This is a genomic window from Massilia sp. Masssp93, assembly GCF_059491295.1.
In genome coordinates, this window is sequence record NZ_CP168502.1 from 5747374 (window position 1) to 5767272 (window position 19899).

General features: G+C 64.6%; 11 protein-coding genes, 2 tRNA genes and 3 rRNA genes. 11 read left to right on the plus strand and 5 right to left on the minus strand.

Features of this window, described 5'->3' with window-relative positions; all coding sequences use genetic code 11:
- The first annotated feature begins 19 nt into the window (after positions 1 to 19).
- The 10 genes from ACEN9Q_RS23925 to ACEN9Q_RS23970 all read left to right on the plus strand — a co-directional run bounded on the left by ACEN9Q_RS23925 (position 20) and on the right by ACEN9Q_RS23970 (position 12759).
- Positions 20 to 1042, plus strand: a complete 1023-nt coding sequence (locus tag ACEN9Q_RS23925) for a FecCD family ABC transporter permease (protein WP_056442973.1) — start codon at positions 20 to 22, stop codon at positions 1040 to 1042.
- A complete protein-coding gene (locus ACEN9Q_RS23930; protein WP_495628992.1) occupies positions 1042 to 1818 on the plus strand; it encodes an ABC transporter ATP-binding protein in 777 nt (258 codons plus the stop codon). The genes ACEN9Q_RS23925 and ACEN9Q_RS23930 overlap by 1 nt, the downstream gene beginning before the upstream one ends.
- Positions 1811 to 2437, plus strand: coding sequence for a cob(I)yrinic acid a,c-diamide adenosyltransferase (gene cobO / locus ACEN9Q_RS23935; protein WP_495626278.1), 627 nt, complete (start codon positions 1811 to 1813; stop codon positions 2435 to 2437). Before ACEN9Q_RS23930 ends, cobO begins: the two co-directional genes overlap by 8 nt.
- Positions 2437 to 3735: a cobyrinic acid a,c-diamide synthase CobB gene (locus tag ACEN9Q_RS23940; protein WP_056442979.1), complete on the plus strand. Its 1299-nt coding sequence runs from the start codon at positions 2437 to 2439 to the stop codon at positions 3733 to 3735. Before cobO ends, ACEN9Q_RS23940 begins: the two co-directional genes overlap by 1 nt.
- Complete coding sequence (gene cobU, locus ACEN9Q_RS23945) at positions 3732 to 4292, plus strand: bifunctional adenosylcobinamide kinase/adenosylcobinamide-phosphate guanylyltransferase (RefSeq protein WP_495626279.1); 561 nt, start codon at positions 3732 to 3734, stop codon at positions 4290 to 4292. Before ACEN9Q_RS23940 ends, cobU begins: the two co-directional genes overlap by 4 nt.
- Complete coding sequence (cbiB, locus tag ACEN9Q_RS23950) at positions 4286 to 5227, plus strand: adenosylcobinamide-phosphate synthase CbiB (protein ID WP_495626280.1); 942 nt, start codon at positions 4286 to 4288, stop codon at positions 5225 to 5227. Before cobU ends, cbiB begins: the two co-directional genes overlap by 7 nt.
- Positions 5220 to 6212, plus strand: a complete 993-nt coding sequence (gene cobD, locus ACEN9Q_RS23955) for a threonine-phosphate decarboxylase CobD (protein WP_495626281.1) — start codon at positions 5220 to 5222, stop codon at positions 6210 to 6212. Before cbiB ends, cobD begins: the two co-directional genes overlap by 8 nt.
- Complete coding sequence (locus ACEN9Q_RS23960) at positions 6209 to 7087, plus strand: cobalamin-binding protein (RefSeq protein ID WP_056442991.1); 879 nt, start codon at positions 6209 to 6211, stop codon at positions 7085 to 7087. Before cobD ends, ACEN9Q_RS23960 begins: the two co-directional genes overlap by 4 nt.
- A complete protein-coding gene (locus ACEN9Q_RS23965) occupies positions 7084 to 8544 on the plus strand; it encodes a cobyric acid synthase (RefSeq protein WP_495626282.1) in 1461 nt (486 codons plus the stop codon). The genes ACEN9Q_RS23960 and ACEN9Q_RS23965 overlap by 4 nt, the downstream gene beginning before the upstream one ends.
- 339 nt (positions 8545 to 8883) lie before the next feature.
- Positions 8884 to 12759, plus strand: a complete 3876-nt coding sequence (locus ACEN9Q_RS23970; protein WP_495626283.1) for a carbohydrate binding domain-containing protein — start codon at positions 8884 to 8886, stop codon at positions 12757 to 12759.
- 194 nt (positions 12760 to 12953) lie between these two features.
- Here the strand turns inward: ACEN9Q_RS23970 and rrf are convergent.
- From rrf to ACEN9Q_RS23995, 5 genes are all read right to left on the minus strand, one after another.
- Positions 12954 to 13066, minus strand: a 5S ribosomal RNA gene (rrf, locus tag ACEN9Q_RS23975).
- Positions 13067 to 13186: 120 nt separating this feature from the next.
- A 23S ribosomal RNA gene (locus ACEN9Q_RS23980) occupies positions 13187 to 16063 on the minus strand.
- 220 nt (positions 16064 to 16283) lie between these two features.
- Positions 16284 to 16359, minus strand: a tRNA-Ala gene (locus tag ACEN9Q_RS23985).
- Between the two features lie 25 nt (positions 16360 to 16384).
- Positions 16385 to 16461, minus strand: a tRNA-Ile gene (locus ACEN9Q_RS23990).
- 82 nt (positions 16462 to 16543) lie between these two features.
- Positions 16544 to 18072, minus strand: a 16S ribosomal RNA gene (locus ACEN9Q_RS23995).
- Together the 16S, 23S and 5S rRNA genes with 2 tRNA genes alongside form the textbook arrangement of a ribosomal RNA operon.
- A 483-nt stretch (positions 18073 to 18555) precedes the next feature.
- Here ACEN9Q_RS23995 and ACEN9Q_RS24000 point away from each other — a divergent pair.
- Positions 18556 to 19896 (plus strand): SWIM zinc finger family protein, encoded by a 1341-nt coding sequence (locus tag ACEN9Q_RS24000; protein WP_495626284.1) that lies wholly within the window; start codon positions 18556 to 18558, stop codon positions 19894 to 19896.
- Positions 19897 to 19899 lie beyond the last annotated feature (3 nt).

Here is a 19899-nt window from a genome sequence, read left to right on the forward strand (position 1 = left end):
CACCATGTACCGACGAGCCATGCACCCTGTTCCACCGCCCCTGCGCCAGCGCGCCATCCCGACCATCGCCTTGCTGCTGTGCGCCGCGCTTGCGAGCCTGCTCGTCGCGGGGATGAGCGGGTCGATCGCCGTCGCGCCGTCCGACCTGCCGGACGCGGTGCTGCAAGTGTTGCGCGGCCGGCCCGAGTCGCTGGCCGCGTCGCTCGTCGAGCTGCGCGTCGGCCGCGCGCTGATGGCCTTCGTCACCGGCGGCGCGCTCGCGCTGGCGGGCGTCATGATGCAGGCGCTGCTGCGCAATCCGCTGGCCGATCCGTACGTGCTCGGGATCTCGGCCGGCGCATCGGTCGGCGCGCTGTTCGCGCTGCTGATGCTGTGCGCCGCCGCCACCGTCGACCTCGCGGCGATGGGCGGCGCGGTGACGGTCGCGCTGCTGCTGTACCTGCTGGCGCGGCGCGACATGCGCAGCGGCGCAGCGGCCGAAGGCGGCACCTCGATGCTGCTGCTGACCGGCGTGATCATGTCCTCGGCCAGCATGGCGCTCGTCACGCTGATGCTGTCGATCGCCCCCGAGGGACGCCTGCGCAGCATGGTGTTCTGGATGATCGGCGACCTGGCCGGCGCGCCGCTGCGCATCCTGCCCTGGCTCGTGCTGGGCGCGGCGCTCGCGTACGCGCTGCGCAACGCGCGGGCGATGAACATGCTCGCGCTGCACGCGGAAGCCGCCGCCACGCTGGGCGTGCGCGTCGGCGCCGTGCGCAAGGGCCTGTTCTTCGTCTCGGCCGTGCTGACTGCGAGCGCCGTGACGAGCGCCGGCGCCATCGGCTTCGTCGGCCTGATCGTGCCGCACGCCTGCCGTTTCGCGTTCGGCCCGGACCACCGCGTGCTGGTGCCGGCCGCCGTGCTGGGCGGCGGCGGCCTGCTCGTGCTGTGCGATACGCTCGCGCGCACCGTCGTCGCGCCGACCCAGCTGCCCGTCGGCGCGATCACGGCGCTGATCGGCGCCCCCGTCTTCCTGTATCAACTGCATCGCCTGCACAAATGATGATCGCCACCCGACAACTGGAACTGCGCGCCGGCGGCCGCACGCTGGTGCGCGATCTCGACTGGACCGTCGACGCCGGCGAATGCTGGTCCATCGTCGGCCGCAACGGCGCCGGCAAGAGCACGCTGCTGCGCACCGTGGCCGGCCTGCGCGCGCCGGACGCCGGCACCGTCGAGCTGCACGGACGGCGGTTGTCCGACTGGCCGCTGGAAGCGCTGGCGCGCGAGCGGGCCTACCTGCCGCAGGCGCGCAGCGACGCCTTCGCCTACAGCGTGATGGAAACCGTGCTGTCGGCGCGCCACCCGTACCACGCGAACCGCTACTGGGAGCACAGCGACGACCACCACGCGGCGTTCGATGCGCTGGCCGCGATGGAAGTCGAGCATCTCGCCGCGCGCGACGTGCGCACCTTGTCCGGCGGCGAGCGCCAGCGCGTGGCCATCGCCGCGCTGCTCGCGCAAGACACGCCGCTGCTGCTGCTGGACGAACCGGCCAACGCGCTCGACCTCGCGCACCAGGTCCGCACGATGTCGCTGCTCGCGCGCCTGTGCCGGCAGCGCGGCAAGACCGTCGTGATGATCGGCCACGACCTGAACCTGGCCCACAGTATTTCCACCCACGCCCTGCTGCTGATGGGCGACGGCCGCTGGCACGCCGGCACCGTCGACGACGCCATGCAGGCACCGCTGCTGAGCAGCTATCTCGGCCACCCGATCGACGCGATCGAGCACGGGAGCCGGCGTATCTTCATCCCCCTGGAGACACCTCATGAATGATTTGACGCCCGAACAGACGGCAGAACTCAACGAGCGCCACCGCGTGCGCATGGAACGCAAGAAGGCGATCATCGACGCCAAGATCGCCGCGGCCGACAAACAGATCGGCATCATCATCGTCAACACCGGCAACGGCAAGGGCAAGAGCTCGAGCGCGTTCGGCATGGTCGCGCGCGCGCTCGGCCACGGCATGAAGGTCGGCGTGGTCCAGTTCATCAAGGGCGCGATGTCCACCGGCGAGGAACTGTTCCTGCGCCGCTTTCCCGACGACGTCGGCTTCCACGCGATGGGCGAAGGCTATACGTGGGAGACGCAGAACCGCGAACGCGACATCGCCAGGGCCGGGGAAGCCTGGGAACAGGCGCGCCGCTTCCTCGCCGACCCGGCCTACGGCCTCGTCGTGCTGGACGAACTGAACATCGCGCTCAAATACCGCTACCTCGGCGTGCACACGGTCATCGCCGACCTGCTCGACCGCCCGGAGATGCAGCACGTCGTGGTGACGGGCCGCGCGGCGCCGCCGGAACTGATCGCCGTCGCCGACACGGTCACGGAAATGAACGACGTCAAGCACGCCTTCAAGGCGGGCATCGCGGCCCAGGCCGGGACGGAGTGGTAATGGCCACCGGCGCACGCATGCTGCTGGTGGCGGCCATCGCGTCCGGCCAGGGCAAGACGACGGTGACGGCCGCGCTCGCGCGCCGGCTGCGCCGCATGGGGCAGCGGGTACACGTGTTCAAATGCGGGCCGGACTTCATCGACCCGATGGTCCTCGAACACGCGAGCCGCGCGAAAGTCCACACGCTCGACCTGTGGATGGTCGGGCTGGAGCAAAGCCGCCAACGCCTGGCCCGCGCCGCGCGCGAGGCCGACGTCGTGCTGGTCGAAGGCGTGATGGGCCTGTACGACGGCGATCCGTCCGCCGCCGATCTGGCGCGCGCGTTCGACCTGCCCGTGCTGGCCGTGATCGACGCGTCGGCGATGGCGCAGACGGCCGGCGCCGTCGTGCTGGGCCTGCGCGATTACGGTCCGGTGCGGATGGCCGGCGTCGTCGCCAACCGCGTCGCGAGCGAAGGGCACGCCCGCATGGTGGCGGCATCGCTGCGCGACATCCCGCTGCTGGCGACGTTGCCGAAGCAGGCGCGCCAGCTGCCCGAGCGCCATCTCGGCCTCGTCGTGCCGGGCGAAGTCGCCGACATCGACGCCATTCTCGACGACCTGGCCGACCAGCTGCAGCTGGACGAGGCGGCGTGGAACGCGCTGGCGCCGCAACTACCCGACGAAGCCTTGCCGGAACCGCCGGTCGCGCCGCTGCTGGCCGGGAAGACGGTGGCGATCGCGCGCGATGCCGCGTTCTGCTTCCTGTACGCGGCCAACGTCGACACGCTGGAAGCGCTGGGCGCACGCGTGAGCTGGTTCTCGCCGCTCGCGGACGAGCCGGTGCCGGAGGATGCCGATGCCGTCTACCTGCCGGGCGGCTATCCGGAACTGCATTGCGAAACGCTGGCGCAGGCGGCGCGCTGGCGCGACTCGATCCGCGCGGCGCACGCGGCCGGCCTGCCCATCCTCGGCGAATGCGGCGGCATGATGGTGCTGGCGGATGTCCTCGTCGACAACGATGGCCGCGCCTGGCCGATGGCGAGCCTGTTCCCGGGCCGCGTGCTGATGCAGCCGCGCCTCGCGGGGCTCGGGCCGCAGGCGGTGGCAACGCGGGCCGGGCAGATGCGCGGCCACACCTTTCATTATTCGCGCCTGGAGACGCCGTTGCCGCCCGCCGCGTGGACGGCGAAGCATCCGTCCGGCGCCCAGGGCGAAGCCGTCTATCGTGTCGGCTCGCTGACGGCGTCGTACTTCCACGCTTTCTTCGCCTCGAACCCGGAGGCCGCCGCGAGCCTGCTGCGGGGGCAATTAACGTGACCCGCACCCTCGTCCTCGGCGGCGCCCGGTCCGGCAAGAGCGCGCTGGCCGAACGCCTTGCGCGCGAGTCCGGCAAGGAAGTCATCTATCTCGCGACGTCGCACGCGGGCGACGCCGAGATGGCGGCGCGCATCGCCCACCATCGCGCGCGCCGGCCGGCCGGCTGGCAAACGGTGGAGGAAGCGACGGCGCTGGCGACCACGCTGCGCACGCTGTGCGCACCGGGGCGCATCGTGCTCGTCGATTGCCTGACGTTGTGGCTCACGAACCTGATGTTCGCGACGCGGCAGGATGTGCCGGACGTCGGGCCCATCGCGCTGCCGCCGCTGTTCGGCGCCGAACGCGCTGCGTTAATGGACTGGCTGGACGCGCCGTCAGCGGGCGACGTCGTGTTCGTATCGAACGAAGTCGGCATGGGCATCGTGCCGTACGGCGCCGTGTCGCGCGCGTTCGTCGACGAAGCGGGCCGCCTGAACCAGGACGTGGCTGCGCGCTGCGACCGTGTGCTGTTCGTCGCGGCCGGCCTGCCGCTCGCATTGAAAGGCGCGCCATGCTGAGCGGCCTGCCCGCGACGACCCTCGCGCTGGCGCTCGTCGCCGGCGTCCTGCTGGACCTGTGGCTGGGCGAGGCGCCGCGCTGGCATCCGCTCGTCGGCTTCGGCCGGCTGGCTGCCGCGCTCGAACGCCGGCTGAACAGGGGACGCGCGCGCATCGTGCGCGGCCTCCTCGCGTGGATGCTGGCCGTGCTGCCGTTGTCGGTATCGGCCTGGCTCGCGTGCTGCCACGGCGGCGCGGCGGCCCACGCGCTGCTGCTGTACCTCGGCATCGGGCTGCGCAGCCTGCGCGAGCACACGCTGCCGATCCACGCGGCGCTGGTCGACGGCGACCTCGATGCGGCGCGCGGCCTCACCGCGCGCATCGTCAGCCGCGATACCGGGCACGCCGGCGAGCCGGATCTCGCCAGGGCCGGCGCGGAATCGCTGCTCGAAAACGGCAACGACGCCGTGTTCGGCACGCTGTTCTGGTTCCTCGTCGGCGGCGGCGCCGGCGTCGTCCTGTTCCGGCTCGCGAACACGCTGGACGCCATGTGGGGCTACCGCAGCGAGCGATTCAACCGGTTCGGCCGCGTGGCCGCGCGCGTCGACGACGTCCTGAATTACGTGCCGGCGCGCCTCACCGCCCTGTCGTACGTGCTACTGGCGGAACGGGGACGGCTGCGTGCGTGGCGCTGCTGGCGCACGCAGGCCCCCGCGTGGAGCAGCCCGAACGCGGGCCCCGTGATGGCCAGCGGCGCCGGCGCGCTCGGCGTGCAACTGGGCGGCGCGGCCGTGTACGACGGCGTGACGGAAGCGCGGCCACCGCTCGGCAACGGCCCCGAGCCGGGCGCGGACGACATCCTGCGCGCCTGGCGCCTCGTGTGGCGCACGACGCTGCTGTGGGTCGTCGTCGCGGGCGCCGCACTGCTGCTGCTCGATGGGGCGATCCATGCTTGAACACGGCGGCAACCTGCGCGCCGCCCAACAGCGCTACGGCGGCACGGACTGGATCGATCTCTCGACCGGCATCAATCCGCACGGCTACCCGGCACCGGACCCATCGCCCGATGCGTGGCGGCGCCTGCCCGAACCCGACCCGGCCCTCGTGCGCGCCGCCTGCGGCTACTACGGCGCGCCGCAACTGCTGCCGGTGGCGGGCACACAGGCCGCGATCCAGGCCCTGCCCCGCCTGCGGGCCGAACTGGCCGGACCGGCGCGCGTGACGGTGGCCGCGCCGTCGTATGCGGAACACGCGCATCACTGGGGCCGCCACGGCCACGTCATGCGCGAGGCCGCGTACGATGCGCTCGACGATGCCGTCGCCGGCAGCGACGTGGTCGTCGTGGTCAACCCGAACAACCCGACCGGCGCGACGGTGGCGCCGGCCGCGCTGCTGGACTGGGCCGGGCGGCTGGCCGCGCGCGGCGGCTGGCTCGTCGTCGACGAAGCCTTCGGCGACACGGCACGCCCGCTCAGCGTCGCCGGCCACGCGGGTCGGCCCGGTCTCGTCGTGCTGCGCTCCGTCGGCAAATTCTTCGGCCTGGCCGGACTGCGGCTCGGCTTCGTCGGCGCGGAGACGGCGCTGCTGACGGCGCTGGACGACATGCTCGGACCGTGGGCCGTCAGCGGACCGGCGCAGGAGATCGCCGTCGCGGCATTGCGCGACCGCGGCTGGCAGCAGGCGACGCACACGCGCCTCGCGCGCGACGGCGCGCGCCTGCATGCGCTGCTGGCGGCGCACGGTATCGACGCGCATGGCACGCCGCTGTTCCACTGGTGGCCAGAGGTGCGCGCCGAAGCCTTTCATGAACACATGGCGCGGCGCGCGATCTGGGTGCGGCTGTTCCCGGGCGGCGCGCGCGGCATCCGCGTCGGCCTGCCGGGGACCGAATCCGAATGGCGCCGCATCGAACAAGCACTCAAGGAATGGAACGACCAATGAAACGATTCACGATCGCAGGCGCGGCACTGCTCGCGGCGACCCTGCAGGCGCATGCCGCCATCAGCGTCAAGGACGATGACGGCGCCACCGTCACCGTCGCCAAACCGGCCCAGCGCGTGATCTCGCTGGCGCCGCACGTCACCGAGCTGCTGTTCGCGGCCGGCGGCGGCAGCCACGTCGTGGGCGTGGTGTCGTACAGCGACTTTCCCGCGGAAGCGAAAAAGATCCCGGAGATCGGCTCGAACCGCGAAGTCGACCTGGAGCGCATCATGGCCATGAAGCCGGACCTGATCGTCGTCTGGCGCCACGGCAGCTCGGAGCGCCAGATCGAGATGCTGCAGAAGCTCGGCATCCCGATGTTCCACAGCGAGCCGCAAAAACTGGAAGACATCGCGGACAATGTGCAGAAGCTCGGCCAGCTGATGGGAACCGATGCCGTGGCCGGCCCCGCCGCGGCCGGCCTGCGCGGCCGGATCGCCAGCCTGCGCAGCCGCTATGCGAAGCGTCCCGTCGTGCGCAGCTTTTACCAGGTGTGGGACAAGCCGCTGTACACGCTCAGCGGGCGCCACATCGTCAGCGACGCGCTGCGCCTGTGCGGCGGCGAGAACATCTTCGACAAGCTGCCCGTGACGGCGCCCGTCGTGTCGATCGAGGCCGTGCTGCAGGAGAATCCGGAGGCGATCTTCGCCACGGCGGAAAAGAACTACGGCGGCGTGAGCATGTGGAAGCCCTACGGCACGCTCACCGCGGTCCGCAACGGCAACCTGTTCACCATCGACGGCAATCTGCTCAACCGCTCCGGTCCGCGCATGATCGCCGGCGCCGCCCAGCTGTGCGAGAAGCTCGAACTGGCGCGCAGCCACCGCGTCAAATGAACCACTTCCCTTATCCCACCCTGATGGTGCAGGGCACGACGTCGGATGCCGGCAAGACCACGCTCGTCGCCGCGCTGTGCCGCCTGCTGGCCCGCCGCGGCGTGCGCGTGGCGCCGTTCAAGCCGCAGAACATGGCGCTGAACAGTGCCGTCACGAGCGACGGCGGCGAGATCGGCCGCGCCCAGGCGCTGCAGGCCGTCGCCGCCGGCGTGGCGCCGCACACCGACATGAACCCGGTACTGCTGAAACCATCCAGCGACATCGGCGCGCAAGTCATCATCCACGGCCGCGTGCGCGCCGAGATGGACGCGCGCGACTATCACCAGTACAAGACGGTGGCGATGCACGCCGTGCTCGAATCGCATGCACGCCTGCGGTCGCAGTACACCGCGGTGATCGTGGAAGGTGCCGGCAGCCCGGCCGAGATCAACCTGCGCGACCGCGACATCGCCAACATGGGATTCGCGGAAACCGTCGACTGCCCGGTGATCCTGGTCGCGGACATCGACCGCGGCGGCGTGTTCGCCCACATCGTCGGCACGCTGGCCTGCCTGTCGGACAGCGAGCGCGCGCGCATCATCGGCTTCGTCATCAACCGCTTCCGCGGCGACATCGGGCTGCTCGAACCCGGCCTCGAATGGCTCGAGGCGCAGACGGGCAAGCCGGTGCTGGCCGTGCTGCCCTATCTGCACGGCCTGTACCTGGATGCGGAAGATGCCGTGCAGGTCGTGACGCCGGGGACCGGCGCGTTCCGCATCGTCGTGCCCAGCTATCCGCGCATGAGCAATCACACGGACTTCGATGCGCTGCGCGTCCATCCCGACGTCGACCTGCGCTTCGTGCGCGAGGGCGAACCGGCGCCGATTGCTGACCTCATCATCCTCCCCGGCAGCAAGAACACGCGCGGCGACCTCGCGTGGCTGCAGGCGCAGGGCTGGCCGGACCGCATCCGCCGCCATCTGCGCTATGGCGGCAAGGTGATCGGGATCTGCGGCGGCTTCCAGATGCTGGGCGCTCGCGTCGACGATCCGCATGGCGTCGAGGGCGCGCCCGGACACTCGCAGGGGCTCGGCCTGCTGGACCTCGCCACGACGCTGACGCGCGAGAAGCGCCTTGCACAGGTGAGCGGGCGCTGCGTGTTCGCGCCCGCCGCGCCGGAGGCGGCAGTCGCCGGCTACGAGATCCATATGGGCGTCTCGACGGGCGAGGCGCTGTCCCGCCCCGTGTTCGCGATCGACGGGCGGCCGGAAGGCGCCTGCTCGGACGACGGCCAGGTGCTGGGTACCTATCTGCACGGACTGTTCGACCACCCGGACGCCTGCGCGGCGCTGCTGCGCTGGGCCGGGCTGCACAGCGAGCACGTGATCGACACGGCCGCGCTGCGCGAGGCCAGCCTGGACCGGATCGCGGATGCGGCCGAGCCTTTGCTGCGGGAACTGCTGGCGCGGGCACCGTAAAGCTGATTGATAAAAATCAATGCCGGCGATAATCAGCGCCGCGCAAGTGCGCGCTTATGTAATTTAACTACGTTAAATAGTTTACTTGAAAGCCATAAAACCGTATATTTCCCCTCATAAGTAGTAAAAATACTAAAGCCCATCCGGGCACGAGGGGAGATCATGGTACTCTGCCGCATCCACAAGGCCGTCGCAATCGTACGGCCTCCCGCCTTCTCTCCATCCAGCGCCCGCGCGGCCGGCGATCCCGCTACCTGACAAGTCCTGTCCGGCAGGCGGTGCCCGGGGCGCTTGGGGCTCGCCGCCTTTTCCTGCAAGCGCGATCCGAAGGAGAACCACATGCATTTCCGGAAGACCCCGGCCGCGCTCTGCGTGGCCAGCCTCGTTGCGTCCCTGTTGCCCGCGGCGCACGCCGGCCCCATTCCCGCGGCCCACGTGTACCACAACCACATGCCGAATTTCTGGCCGTTCTACGCGGTCGACGTCGGGGCGAAATACGATGCCACCCCGGTCGGCGCGCCGGTCCGGTACACGTATGACGGCGACGTCATCAACCTCAAGAACAATCCGCCTTCCGGCTACCGCTACTACCTGCCGGCCGCGCTGGGCGGCGGCATCATGCCGCACGACGATCTGGTGTCCTACTACACGCCGGACGCCAAGACGGGCGCGTACCAGTACTGGCCGATGCAGGTCGCGAACGAGCTGCAGTCGTGGTCCGGCGGCCGCGGGCAGGTGCACGTGACGATGTCCGGCGCCGTCGTCAACAACGTGCAAAGCCTGGAGACGCTGCAGAACGTGCCAGGCTACAGCAACCCGTCGTGGGGCCAGTCCTGGTCGAACACCGCGGGCGCGCTGCACACCCAGAACAACTTCCGCACGCTGGACGCAATCCACTTCACGGGCCACCACTCGATGGGGCCACTGGTCGGCGCCGACTACTTTTTGAAGGACCTGCTGTTCCAGAACGCGACCCTCGCGCAATCCTATTTCCTGGGCGGGAACTTCGTCTCGTCGAAGGGTTACTTCCCGACGGAGCTGGGTTTTTCCGAGCGCCTGATCCCGACCCTGGCCAAGCTCGGCGTCCAGTGGTCGGTCCTGGGCAACAATCATTATTCGCGCACCCTGAAGGATTATCCGTACGCGACCTACGACGCGACCGGCGACACGCTGACGTCGCCACCCAACCGCGCCGACTTGCGCAACACGTCCGCGACCGGCAGCTGGGTGGCCGCGCAGATGGCGCACGAGCAGCAGGTCATCGTGAACAAATTCCCGTTCGCGTCGACGCCGCACTGGGTGCGCCACGTCGATCCCGCCACCGGCGCCGTGACCAAGCTCGCCGGCGTGCCGGTCAGCCAGAACGGTTCGTGGCTGGAAGGCTGGGAGGGCGCGACGACGGTCGACGAGATCGCACCGTACGCCGCGCTCGAACCACGCCAGTTCTACGTCATCGCGCACGACGGCGACAATTCGAGCGGCCGCGCCGGCTCGCTGTCGACCTGGCAGGCGGGCTACAACACCACCTGTTCCGGCAACGGCTACTGCCTCGGCATCGACGAATACCTGCGCGCGAATCCGATTCCCGCGAGCGACGTGCAGCACGTGCAGGACGGTTCGTGGGTCGACACGCGCGACTCGTCGTCCGACCCGACCTGGTATCACTGGCATTTGCCGTTCCTGATCTGGAAGGGCCAGTTCGCCGACTTCAATCGCGTCACCGGCATGAACCTCGCGCCCAAGACCAATCTGAAAGGCGTGCAGGAAGGCGCGACGGTGTCATTCGAATATGGCTGGCACTACCTGGAGCGTAATTTCGCATTGCTGCAGGCGGCGCTCAACTACGCGAAGACGGCGGAGCAGATCTGGCTCGACGGCCATCCGAACTACTGGTCGCCCACCACCGCCGCGGACAAGCAGGTGACCTACACCGGCAACCAGCTGAACCCGTGGATGATGTCCTTCCCCGTCAAGGGCGACGCCGCCAAGGACTACGCCGGCGGCGCGAACCCGGCGGAGCTGGGCTGGTATTTCCTGCTGCCGGCGATGGACTCCGGCTTCGGCTACTACGACGAGAACAAGGACGACGACGTCAAGCCGACGCTGGCCTTCAACAATTCGCTGGCGTTCTCGAAGCCCTATGTGCAGGCGCATGCGGCGGACGACCGCACCGGCCCGTCGGTCTGGTGGCCGCAACGCTATCCGTACAATCCCGGTTCCGTGAACGCGTCCAAGGCCGAGGGCTGGACCGTCCAGCACTACAGCAACGACTTCGCCGTGTACACGTATGGCTACGACGTTTCCGGCATCACGAGCGCCGTCGTGAAGGTGCGCGTGCACGCATCGAACAACATCGATGCGAACGACGACACCTATAAGGTCTACGATCCGGCCGCGCTGGCGGCGACGCCCGGCCTGTCGATCACGCCATCGAGCGTGGGCGCCTGGCAGAGCTTCCCGATGAAGATGCGCGACCTGCAGCCGGCCATCAACGGCGTCGACTGGGTTCCCGGCACGCGCGACACGCTGGCGGTCCTGCCCGCCGAGGAGATCGGCGACCTGTATTACACCTACCTGTCGGGCTTCCGCAACCAGCTGCTCGATTACTACGTCGAGATGACGGACAGCCGCGGCAACGTGACCCGCAGCGACATCCAGCAGGTCTTCGTCGGCGCCGGCACGTATTCTCCGTCGTCCACGGGCTCCGGCTTCGTCGAAGACGTCAACGGCAAGGTCGCGGGCGTGTATCCGTTCCTCGTCGTCGACAAGGAAGCACCCAGCACGCCCGGCACGATCGTCGCTTCGCAGCTGACGGACCGCTCGGTGACGCTGGCCTGGCCGGCATCGACGGACAACGTCGGCGTGACCGGCTACACGGTGTACCGCAACGGCACCGCCGTCGCCACCACCGCGGCGACGACCTACACGGACAGCGGCCTCACGCCGTCGACCCTCTATTCGTACAGCGTCACGGCGCAGGATGCGGCGGCCAATGCGTCGGCGCAGTCGGCCGTCACGAGCATCACCACGAAACCGGCCGATACCGCAGCGCCCACGGCCCCTGGCCAGCCGGTCGCCGGCACGGTGACGCCGACGTCCGTGGCACTCACCTGGACCGCATCGACGGATAACTACGGCGTGACGCAATACGTCGTCTACCGCAACGGCGCGCAGGCCGGCGCCAGCGCGTCGACCGGCTTCACGGACAGCGGCCTGTCGCCCTCGTCGACCTATGTGTACACCATCGTCGCGAAGGACGCGGCGGGGAACGCGTCGAGCGCATCGGGCGCGCGCTCGGTCACGACGGCCGCCGGCAACGTCGCCAACGTGTACTACCACCTGCCCTCGGGCTGGAGCACGGCGAACATCCACTACGCGCCGACCGGCGGTACGTGGACGACGGCGCCCGGCGTGGCCATGCAGGCGGCGTGCAGCGGGTGGATGTCGTCCATCGTCAACCTGGGCAGTGCGACCGGCATGCAGGCCGCCTTCAACAACAATGCGGGCACCTGGGATAACCATGGCGGCGCCAACTACGCCCTCGGCACCGGGATATCGGCCGTGAACAACGGCGCGATCACGACCGGCGCGAGTCCGTGCACGCCCGATACGACGGCGCCGACGTCGCCCGCCAACCTGCGCACCACGGCCGTCGCCGCCAATTCGGTCGCCCTCGCGTGGGACGCCGCGACGGACAATGTGGGCGTGACCAGCTACACCGTCTTCCGCAACGGCACGCAGGTGGCCAGCGTGTCCGGCACCGCTTACACGGACACCAGCGTGGCCGCCAGCACGGCGTATTCGTACACGGTCCAGGCGTTCGATGCGGCGGCAAATGCGTCCGCGGCGAGTGCCGCCTTGCCGGTGACGACGCCGGGCGCGACGACGAATTGCGCGGTCAGCTTCACGATCGCGAATGCGAACACGGTCGTCGGCCAGAACCTGTACGTGGTCGGCAATGTGACCGCGCTCGGGTCGTGGGCGCCCGCGAGCGGCTTTGCGTTGACGATCCAGGGCAGCGGCGCGAACGTGCCGTGGACCGGGACGGTGACCTTGCCGCCGAATACCGCGCTCCAGTACAAGTACGTGAAGTGGAACGGGTCGACGGCGACGTGGGAAAGCAACCAGGCGACGGCGTCGGGCAATCGCGAATTCAGCACGCCGGCGACCTGCAGCTCGACCATCACGCGCAACGACGGGAACTTCAAGCCCTGATCGGCCTGGCTCGACCGTAGAAGCAGTCTATCGGCTGCTTCGAATCGTCCGGTTGGGCAGCGGCGTCATCTGGTTATTGATGCCGCTGTCCGACAGATCGTGGGGTAACGCGCCGGACGCCTCCGGTCGATTTGGAGAGCCCGAAAAGCAAAAAGCCCGCTCAATCTGATTGAGCGGGCTTCTGCATATAACTAGCCTGACGATAACCTACTTTCACACTGGTTGCAGCACTATCATCGGCGCAAAGTCGTTTCACGGTCCTGTTCGGGATGGGAAGGGGTGGTACCGACTTGCTATGGTCATCAGGCATAACTTGTACGGGTATCGTCCATGTGGACGCTACCCTGAATCTGGAAGAAGTAGTTTCTTAATCTGTTGTGTCAACAAACAGCTGAACCCTTGCATTGGCAATGACTGCCAAGGTTATAGGGACAAGCCGTACGGGCAATTAGTATCGGTTAGCTTAATGCATTACTGCACTTCCACACCCGACCTATCAACGTCCTGGTCTCGAACGACCCTTCAAGGAGCTCAAGGCTCCGGGAAATCTCATCTCAAGGCGAGTTTCCCGCTTAGATGCTTTCAGCGGTTATCTCTTCCGAACTTAGCTACCCGGCAATGCCACTGGCGTGACAACCGGTACACCAGAGGTTCGTCCACTCCGGTCCTCTCGTACTAGGAGCAGCCCCCTTCAAATTTCCAACGCCCACGGCAGATAGGGACCAAACTGTCTCACGACGTTTTAAACCCAGCTCACGTACCACTTTAAATGGCGAACAGCCATACCCTTGGGACCGGCTACAGCCCCAGGATGTGATGAGCCGACATCGAGGTGCCAAACTCCCCCGTCGATATGAACTCTTGGGAGGAATCAGCCTGTTATCCCCAGAGTACCTTTTATCCGTTGAGCGATGGCCCTTCCATACAGAACCACCGGATCACTATGTCCTACTTTCGTACCTGCTCGACTTGTCGGTCTCGCAGTTAAGCACGCTTATGCCATTGCACTATTAGCACGATGTCCGACCGTACCTAGCGTACCTTCGAACTCCTCCGTTACACTTTAGGAGGAGACCGCCCCAGTCAAACTGCCTACCATGCACTGTCCCCGACCCGGATTACGGGCCAAGGTTAGAACCTCAAACGAACCAGGGTGGTATTTCAAGGTTGGCTCCACGAGAACTGGCGTCCCCGCTTCAAAGCCTCCCACCTATCCTACACAGATTGGTTCAAAGTCCAATGCAAAGCTACAGTAAAGGTTCATGGGGTCTTTCCGTCTAGCCGCGGGTAGATTGCATCATCACAAACATTTCAACTTCGCTGAGTCTCGGGAGGAGACAGTGTGGCCATCGTTACGCCATTCGTGCAGGTCGGAACTTACCCGACAAGGAATTTCGCTACCTTAGGACCGTTATAGTTACGGCCGCCGTTTACTGGGACTTCAATCAAGAGCTTGCACCCCATCATTTAATCTTCCAGCACCGGGCAGGCGTCACACCCTATACGTCCACTTTCGTGTTTGCAGAGTGCTGTGTTTTTATTAAACAGTCGCAGCCACCAGTTTATTGCAACCCTTTCACCCTCCTGCAGTAAAGCAGTCAAGCTACCGGGGCGTACCTTATCCCGAAGTTACGGTACCAATTTGCCGAGTTCCTTCTCCCGAGTTCTCTCAAGCGCCTTAGAATACTCATCTCGCCCACCTGTGTCGGTTTGCGGTACGGTCTCGTATGACTGAAGCTTAGAGGCTTTTCTTGGAACCACTTCCGATTGCTTCGTGTCGCAAGGACACCCGTCTCGACCCCTTGAATTACGCGCCCGGATTTGCCTAAGCGCCTTCTATGAGTCAAAAACCAACTATTCCAACAGTTGGACAACCTTCCGCGATCCGTCCCCCCATCGCATCATACGACGGTGCAGGAATATTAACCTGCTTCCCATCAGCTACGCATCTCTGCCTCGCCTTAGGGGCCGACTCACCCTGCTCCGATGAACGTTGAACAGGAAACCTTGGGCTTTCGGCGAGAGGGCTTTTCACCCTCTTTATCGCTACTCATGTCAGCATTCGCACTTCCGATACCTCCAGCATCCTTTACAAGACACCTTCTCAGGCTTACGGAACGCTCTCCTACCATATGTGCAAGCACATATCCGCAGCTTCGGTGACTGGCTTAGCCCCGTTACATCTTCCGCGCAGGACGACTCGATCAGTGAGCTATTACGCTTTCTTTAAATGATGGCTGCTTCTAAGCCAACATCCTGACTGTTTTAGCCTTCCCACTTCGTTTTCCACTTAGCCAATCTTTGGGACCTTAGCTGGCGGTCTGGGTTGTTTCCCTCTTGACGCCGGACGTTAGCACCCGACGTCTGTCTCCCAAGCTCGCACTCACCGGTATTCGGAGTTTGCAATGGTTTGGTAAGTCGCAATGACCCCCTAGCCATAACAGTGCTCTACCCCCGGTGGTGATACTTGAGGCACTACCTAAATAGTTTTCGGAGAGAACCAGCTATTTCCAGGTTTGTTTAGCCTTTCACCCCTACCCACAGCTCATCCCCTAATTTTTCAACATTAGTGGGTTCGGACCTCCAGGGCGTGTTACCGCACCTTCATCCTGGCCATGGGTAGATCACCTGGTTTCGGGTCTACACCCAGCGACTGTCGCCCTGTTCGGACTCGATTTCTCTACGGCTCCCCTATTCGGTTAACCTCGCCACTGAATGTAAGTCGCTGACCCATTATACAAAAGGTACGCCGTCACCCCACGAAGAGGCTCCGACTGTTTGTATGCACACGGTTTCAGGATCTATTTCACTCCCCTCCCGGGGTTCTTTTCGCCTTTCCCTCACGGTACTGGTTCACTATCGGTCGATTACGAGTATTTAGCCTTGGAGGATGGTCCCCCCATATTCAGACAGGATTTCTCGTGTCCCGCCCTACTTGTCGTACGCTTAGTACCACCGGTCTGATTTCGTGTAAGGGGCTATCACCCTCTATGGCCAGCATTTCCAGGCTGTTCCACTATCAGTCCGACTATCACGTACAAGGCTCTTCCCATTTCGCTCGCCACTACTTTGGGAATCTCGGTTGATTTCTTTTCCTGCAGCTACTTAGATGTTTCAGTTCGCCGCGTTCGCTTCGCATACCTATGTATTCAGTATGCGATGACCTAAAAGGCCGGGTTTCCCCATTCGGAAATCTGCGGATCAAAGTGTGTTTGCTCACTCCCCGCAGCTTATCGCAAGCTACTACGTCCTTCATCGCCTGTAATCGCCAAGGCATCCACCATGTGCACTTATTCACTTGTCCCTATAACGTTGGCCCCTGTATGAGTATCAGGGAACGTCATATCGACAAGAGTTCAGCTTACTTTGTTTGTTGATACATACAGATTACTACCCTAAGTGTGCATTTGATCGTTGGATCAACTACACGCTTAAAGAAAACTTTACTTCTTCCAGATTGTTAAAGAACGAGAACTACACTTATCTAAAGCTTTGCGCCTTACATAAATGCAGTGAACAAGAGTTGGTGGAGGATGACGGGATCGAACCGACGACCCCCTGCTTGCAAAGCAGGTGCTCTCCCAGCTGAGCTAATCCCCCAGGGAATTACGAACCGCGTGATGCCTGGTAGGGCTGGTTGGACTCGAACCAACGACCCCCGCGTTATCAACACGGTGCTCTAACCAGCTGAGCTACAGCCCCGAAAACTCTTCTCGTTTAACTTTGAACAGTCGATAAGCGTGGACGCTTGATGATCGAGCTTGCGCTCGTAGTGCCACTCTAGAAAGGAGGTGATCCAGCCGCACCTTCCGATACGGCTACCTTGTTACGACTTCACCCCAGTCACGAATCCTACCGTGGTAAGCGCCCTCCTTGCGGTTAAGCTACCTACTTCTGGTAAAACCCGCTCCCATGGTGTGACGGGCGGTGTGTACAAGACCCGGGAACGTATTCACCGCGACATGCTGATCCGCGATTACTAGCGATTCCAACTTCACGCAGTCGAGTTGCAGACTGCGATCCGGACTACGATACACTTTCTGGGATTAGCTCCCCCTCGCGGGTTGGCGGCCCTCTGTATGTACCATTGTATGACGTGTGAAGCCCTACCCATAAGGGCCATGAGGACTTGACGTCATCCCCACCTTCCTCCGGTTTGTCACCGGCAGTCTCATTAGAGTGCCCTTTCGTAGCAACTAATGACAAGGGTTGCGCTCGTTGCGGGACTTAACCCAACATCTCACGACACGAGCTGACGACAGCCATGCAGCACCTGTGTTCAGGCTCCCTTTCGGGCACCCTCCAATCTCTCGGAGGTTCCTGACATGTCAAGGGTAGGTAAGGTTTTTCGCGTTGCATCGAATTAATCCACATCATCCACCGCTTGTGCGGGTCCCCGTCAATTCCTTTGAGTTTTAATCTTGCGACCGTACTCCCCAGGCGGTCTACTTCACGCGTTAGCTGCGTTACCAAGTCAATTAAGACCCGACAACTAGTAGACATCGTTTAGGGCGTGGACTACCAGGGTATCTAATCCTGTTTGCTCCCCACGCTTTCGTGCATGAGCGTCAATCTTGACCCAGGGGGCTGCCTTCGCCATCGGTGTTCCTCCACATCTCTACGCATTTCACTGCTACACGTGGAATTCTACCCCCCTCTGCCAGATTCAAGCCTTGCAGTCTCCATCGCAATTCCCAGGTTAAGCCCGGGGCTTTCACGACAGACTTACAAAACCGCCTGCGCACGCTTTACGCCCAGTAATTCCGATTAACGCTTGCACCCTACGTATTACCGCGGCTGCTGGCACGTAGTTAGCCGGTGCTTATTCTTCAGGTACCGTCATTAGCTCCAGGTATTATCCAGAACCGTTTCTTCCCTGACAAAAGAGCTTTACAACCCGAAGGCCTTCTTCACTCACGCGGCATTGCTGGATCAGGCTTGCGCCCATTGTCCAAAATTCCCCACTGCTGCCTCCCGTAGGAGTCTGGGCCGTGTCTCAGTCCCAGTGTGGCTGGTCGTCCTCTCAGACCAGCTACTGATCGTCGCCTTGGTGAGCCTTTACCTCACCAACTAGCTAATCAGATATCGGCCGCTCCAGGAGCATGAGGCCCGAAGGTCCCCCACTTTCATCCTTGGATCGTATGCGGTATTAGCGTAACTTTCGCTACGTTATCCCCCACTCTTGGGTACGTTCCGATATATTACTCACCCGTTCGCCACTCGCCGCCAGGTTGCCCCGCGCTGCCGTTCGACTTGCATGTGTAAAGCATGCCGCCAGCGTTCAATCTGAGCCAGGATCAAACTCTTCAGTTTAATCTCTGTTTTTGCTGCTTTCGCAGCATGTCGCTCACTCAAAATACTGACCGTTACTCATTGCTGAGCAACGTATTTCTTTTGTGTGAACATTTGATAATTTAAGCATTCAGCACCCAAAAGGATGCTGGCACCTCATCAAACGCCCACACTTATCGACTGTTGATTGTTAAAGAACTGTATTCGGTACTGCCTTGCTGCATCTGCGAATCGTTTTGTTCGTCAGCAGCAGAGAAGTGAGATTATGCCGTGCTTCGCTTAACTCGTCAACCCCTCGTCTGTCTTGTCGCGCCGTCGTTTCCGACTCGTTTCATGCGCTGCAAAACAGGATGCGCACTATAACAACGGACGCTCCCGCGCGCAAGAGCCGTTGCGCGATCGCCACTTTTCCTCATCGGTCATTTCAGTTGACGTTTAGGCAATAATCGTCGAGTATTATCCCGACCGAGCTAGAAATCATATCAATTCGCCCGAAGGACACCGGTGACTCTCGACGCCAACCAGATCCTGGCTCTCGCACCCGATCCCGCTTCGGCCAGGGCCGGCAGCCAGCTGGCGGCGCCGCGGAACTGGTCGAATCTCGGCGGGAGCGATGCCGCGCTGTGGGGCGAATGCCAGGGCAGCGGCAAGGCACCGTATCGCACCCAGATCGACCTCGGCGGCCCCACCTTCAAATGCACCTGCCCCAGCCGCAAATTCCCCTGCAAGCACGGCCTCGGCCTGTATCTGTTGCGCACGGCCGAACCCGCGCTGTTCGGACAGATCGAGCAGCCGGCCTGGGTGCGCGACTGGCTGCAGGGCCGGCAGGTACGCCAGGAAAAGAAAGCCGCGCCGATGACCGAACCGGGTCCTGACGCCGCGATGGCGGCCGCGGCCCAGGCGCGCAAGCGCGAAGAAAAGCGCGAAGACAAGGTCGGCGCCGGCCTGCTGGAACTGCAGACGTGGCTGCACGACCTGGCGCGCGAGGGTCTCGCGTCCGTGCGCTCGCGCGGCCAGGGCTTCTGGGATGCGATCGCCGCGCGCATGGCCGACGCCCAGGCGGCGCCGCTCGCGCGCCGTTTGCGCCGTGCCGGCAGCATGTTGTACCAGTCGGGCCTGCGCAATGCCGAGTGCCTCGTCGCGCACGAACTGGCGTCGCTCTATCTGCTGACCCAGGCGTGGCAGCGCATCGACCAGCTGGCGCCCGCGCTGCAGGCCGACGTGCGCGCGCTGCTCGGCTGGACGATGGGCCAGGACGACGTGCTGCGCCAACGCCCCGTGGCGGACCGCTGGCGCGTGCTGGCCCAGTGCACGTTCGACGACGAGCGCCTGCGCGTGCGTGCGACGTGGCTCCACGGCGCCGGCCACGCGCGCTGGGCCCTGCATCTCCAGTACGCGGTCGGCATGCACGGCTTCGAACAGCAGCTCGCGCCCGGCACCGAATTCGACGGCGACCTGTGCTTCTATCCGAGCGCCTACCCGCTGCGCGCCCAGATCCGCAGGCAGGACGCCGCCCGGCCTCTCGCCACCGGCGTCGAACCCTGTGACCTTGACGGCCTGCTGGGCACCTATGCGGACGCCCTCGCCGCCCAGCCGTTCCTCGAGCGCCATCCCGTGCTGCTGGGCGGCCTCGTGCCGGACCACGCGGACCACGGCGCCGTCCGCGATGCGCAGGGCCGCCGCATCGCCCTGCATCCCACGTTTCGCCATCCGCTGCACCTGCTGGCGTTGAGCGGCGGCCATCCGCTCACGGTATGCGGCGAGTGGGATGGCCGCATGCTGCTGCCGCTGAGCGTCTGGCACGAGGGCCGCCTGTACAACATCGACAGCGACTTCATGACATGACGA

Excerpts from the sequence above, each read along its gene's own strand:
- ACEN9Q_RS23925 (WP_056442973.1), top strand. The coding sequence starts at position 20 with ATGCACCCTGTTCCACCGCCCCTGCGCCAGCGCGCCATCCCGACCATC.
- ACEN9Q_RS23930 (WP_495628992.1), top strand. The coding sequence starts at position 1,042 with ATGATCGCCACCCGACAACTGGAACTGCGCGCCGGCGGCCGCACGCTG.
- cobO (WP_495626278.1), top strand. The coding sequence starts at position 1,811 with ATGAATGATTTGACGCCCGAACAGACGGCAGAACTCAACGAGCGCCAC.
- ACEN9Q_RS23940 (WP_056442979.1), top strand. The coding sequence starts at position 2,437 with ATGGCCACCGGCGCACGCATGCTGCTGGTGGCGGCCATCGCGTCCGGC.
- cbiB (WP_495626280.1), top strand. The coding sequence starts at position 4,286 with ATGCTGAGCGGCCTGCCCGCGACGACCCTCGCGCTGGCGCTCGTCGCC.
- cobD (WP_495626281.1), top strand. The coding sequence starts at position 5,220 with ATGCTTGAACACGGCGGCAACCTGCGCGCCGCCCAACAGCGCTACGGC.
- ACEN9Q_RS23960 (WP_056442991.1), top strand. The coding sequence starts at position 6,209 with ATGAAACGATTCACGATCGCAGGCGCGGCACTGCTCGCGGCGACCCTG.
- ACEN9Q_RS23965 (WP_495626282.1), top strand. The coding sequence starts at position 7,084 with ATGAACCACTTCCCTTATCCCACCCTGATGGTGCAGGGCACGACGTCG.
- ACEN9Q_RS23970 (WP_495626283.1), top strand. The coding sequence starts at position 8,884 with ATGCATTTCCGGAAGACCCCGGCCGCGCTCTGCGTGGCCAGCCTCGTT.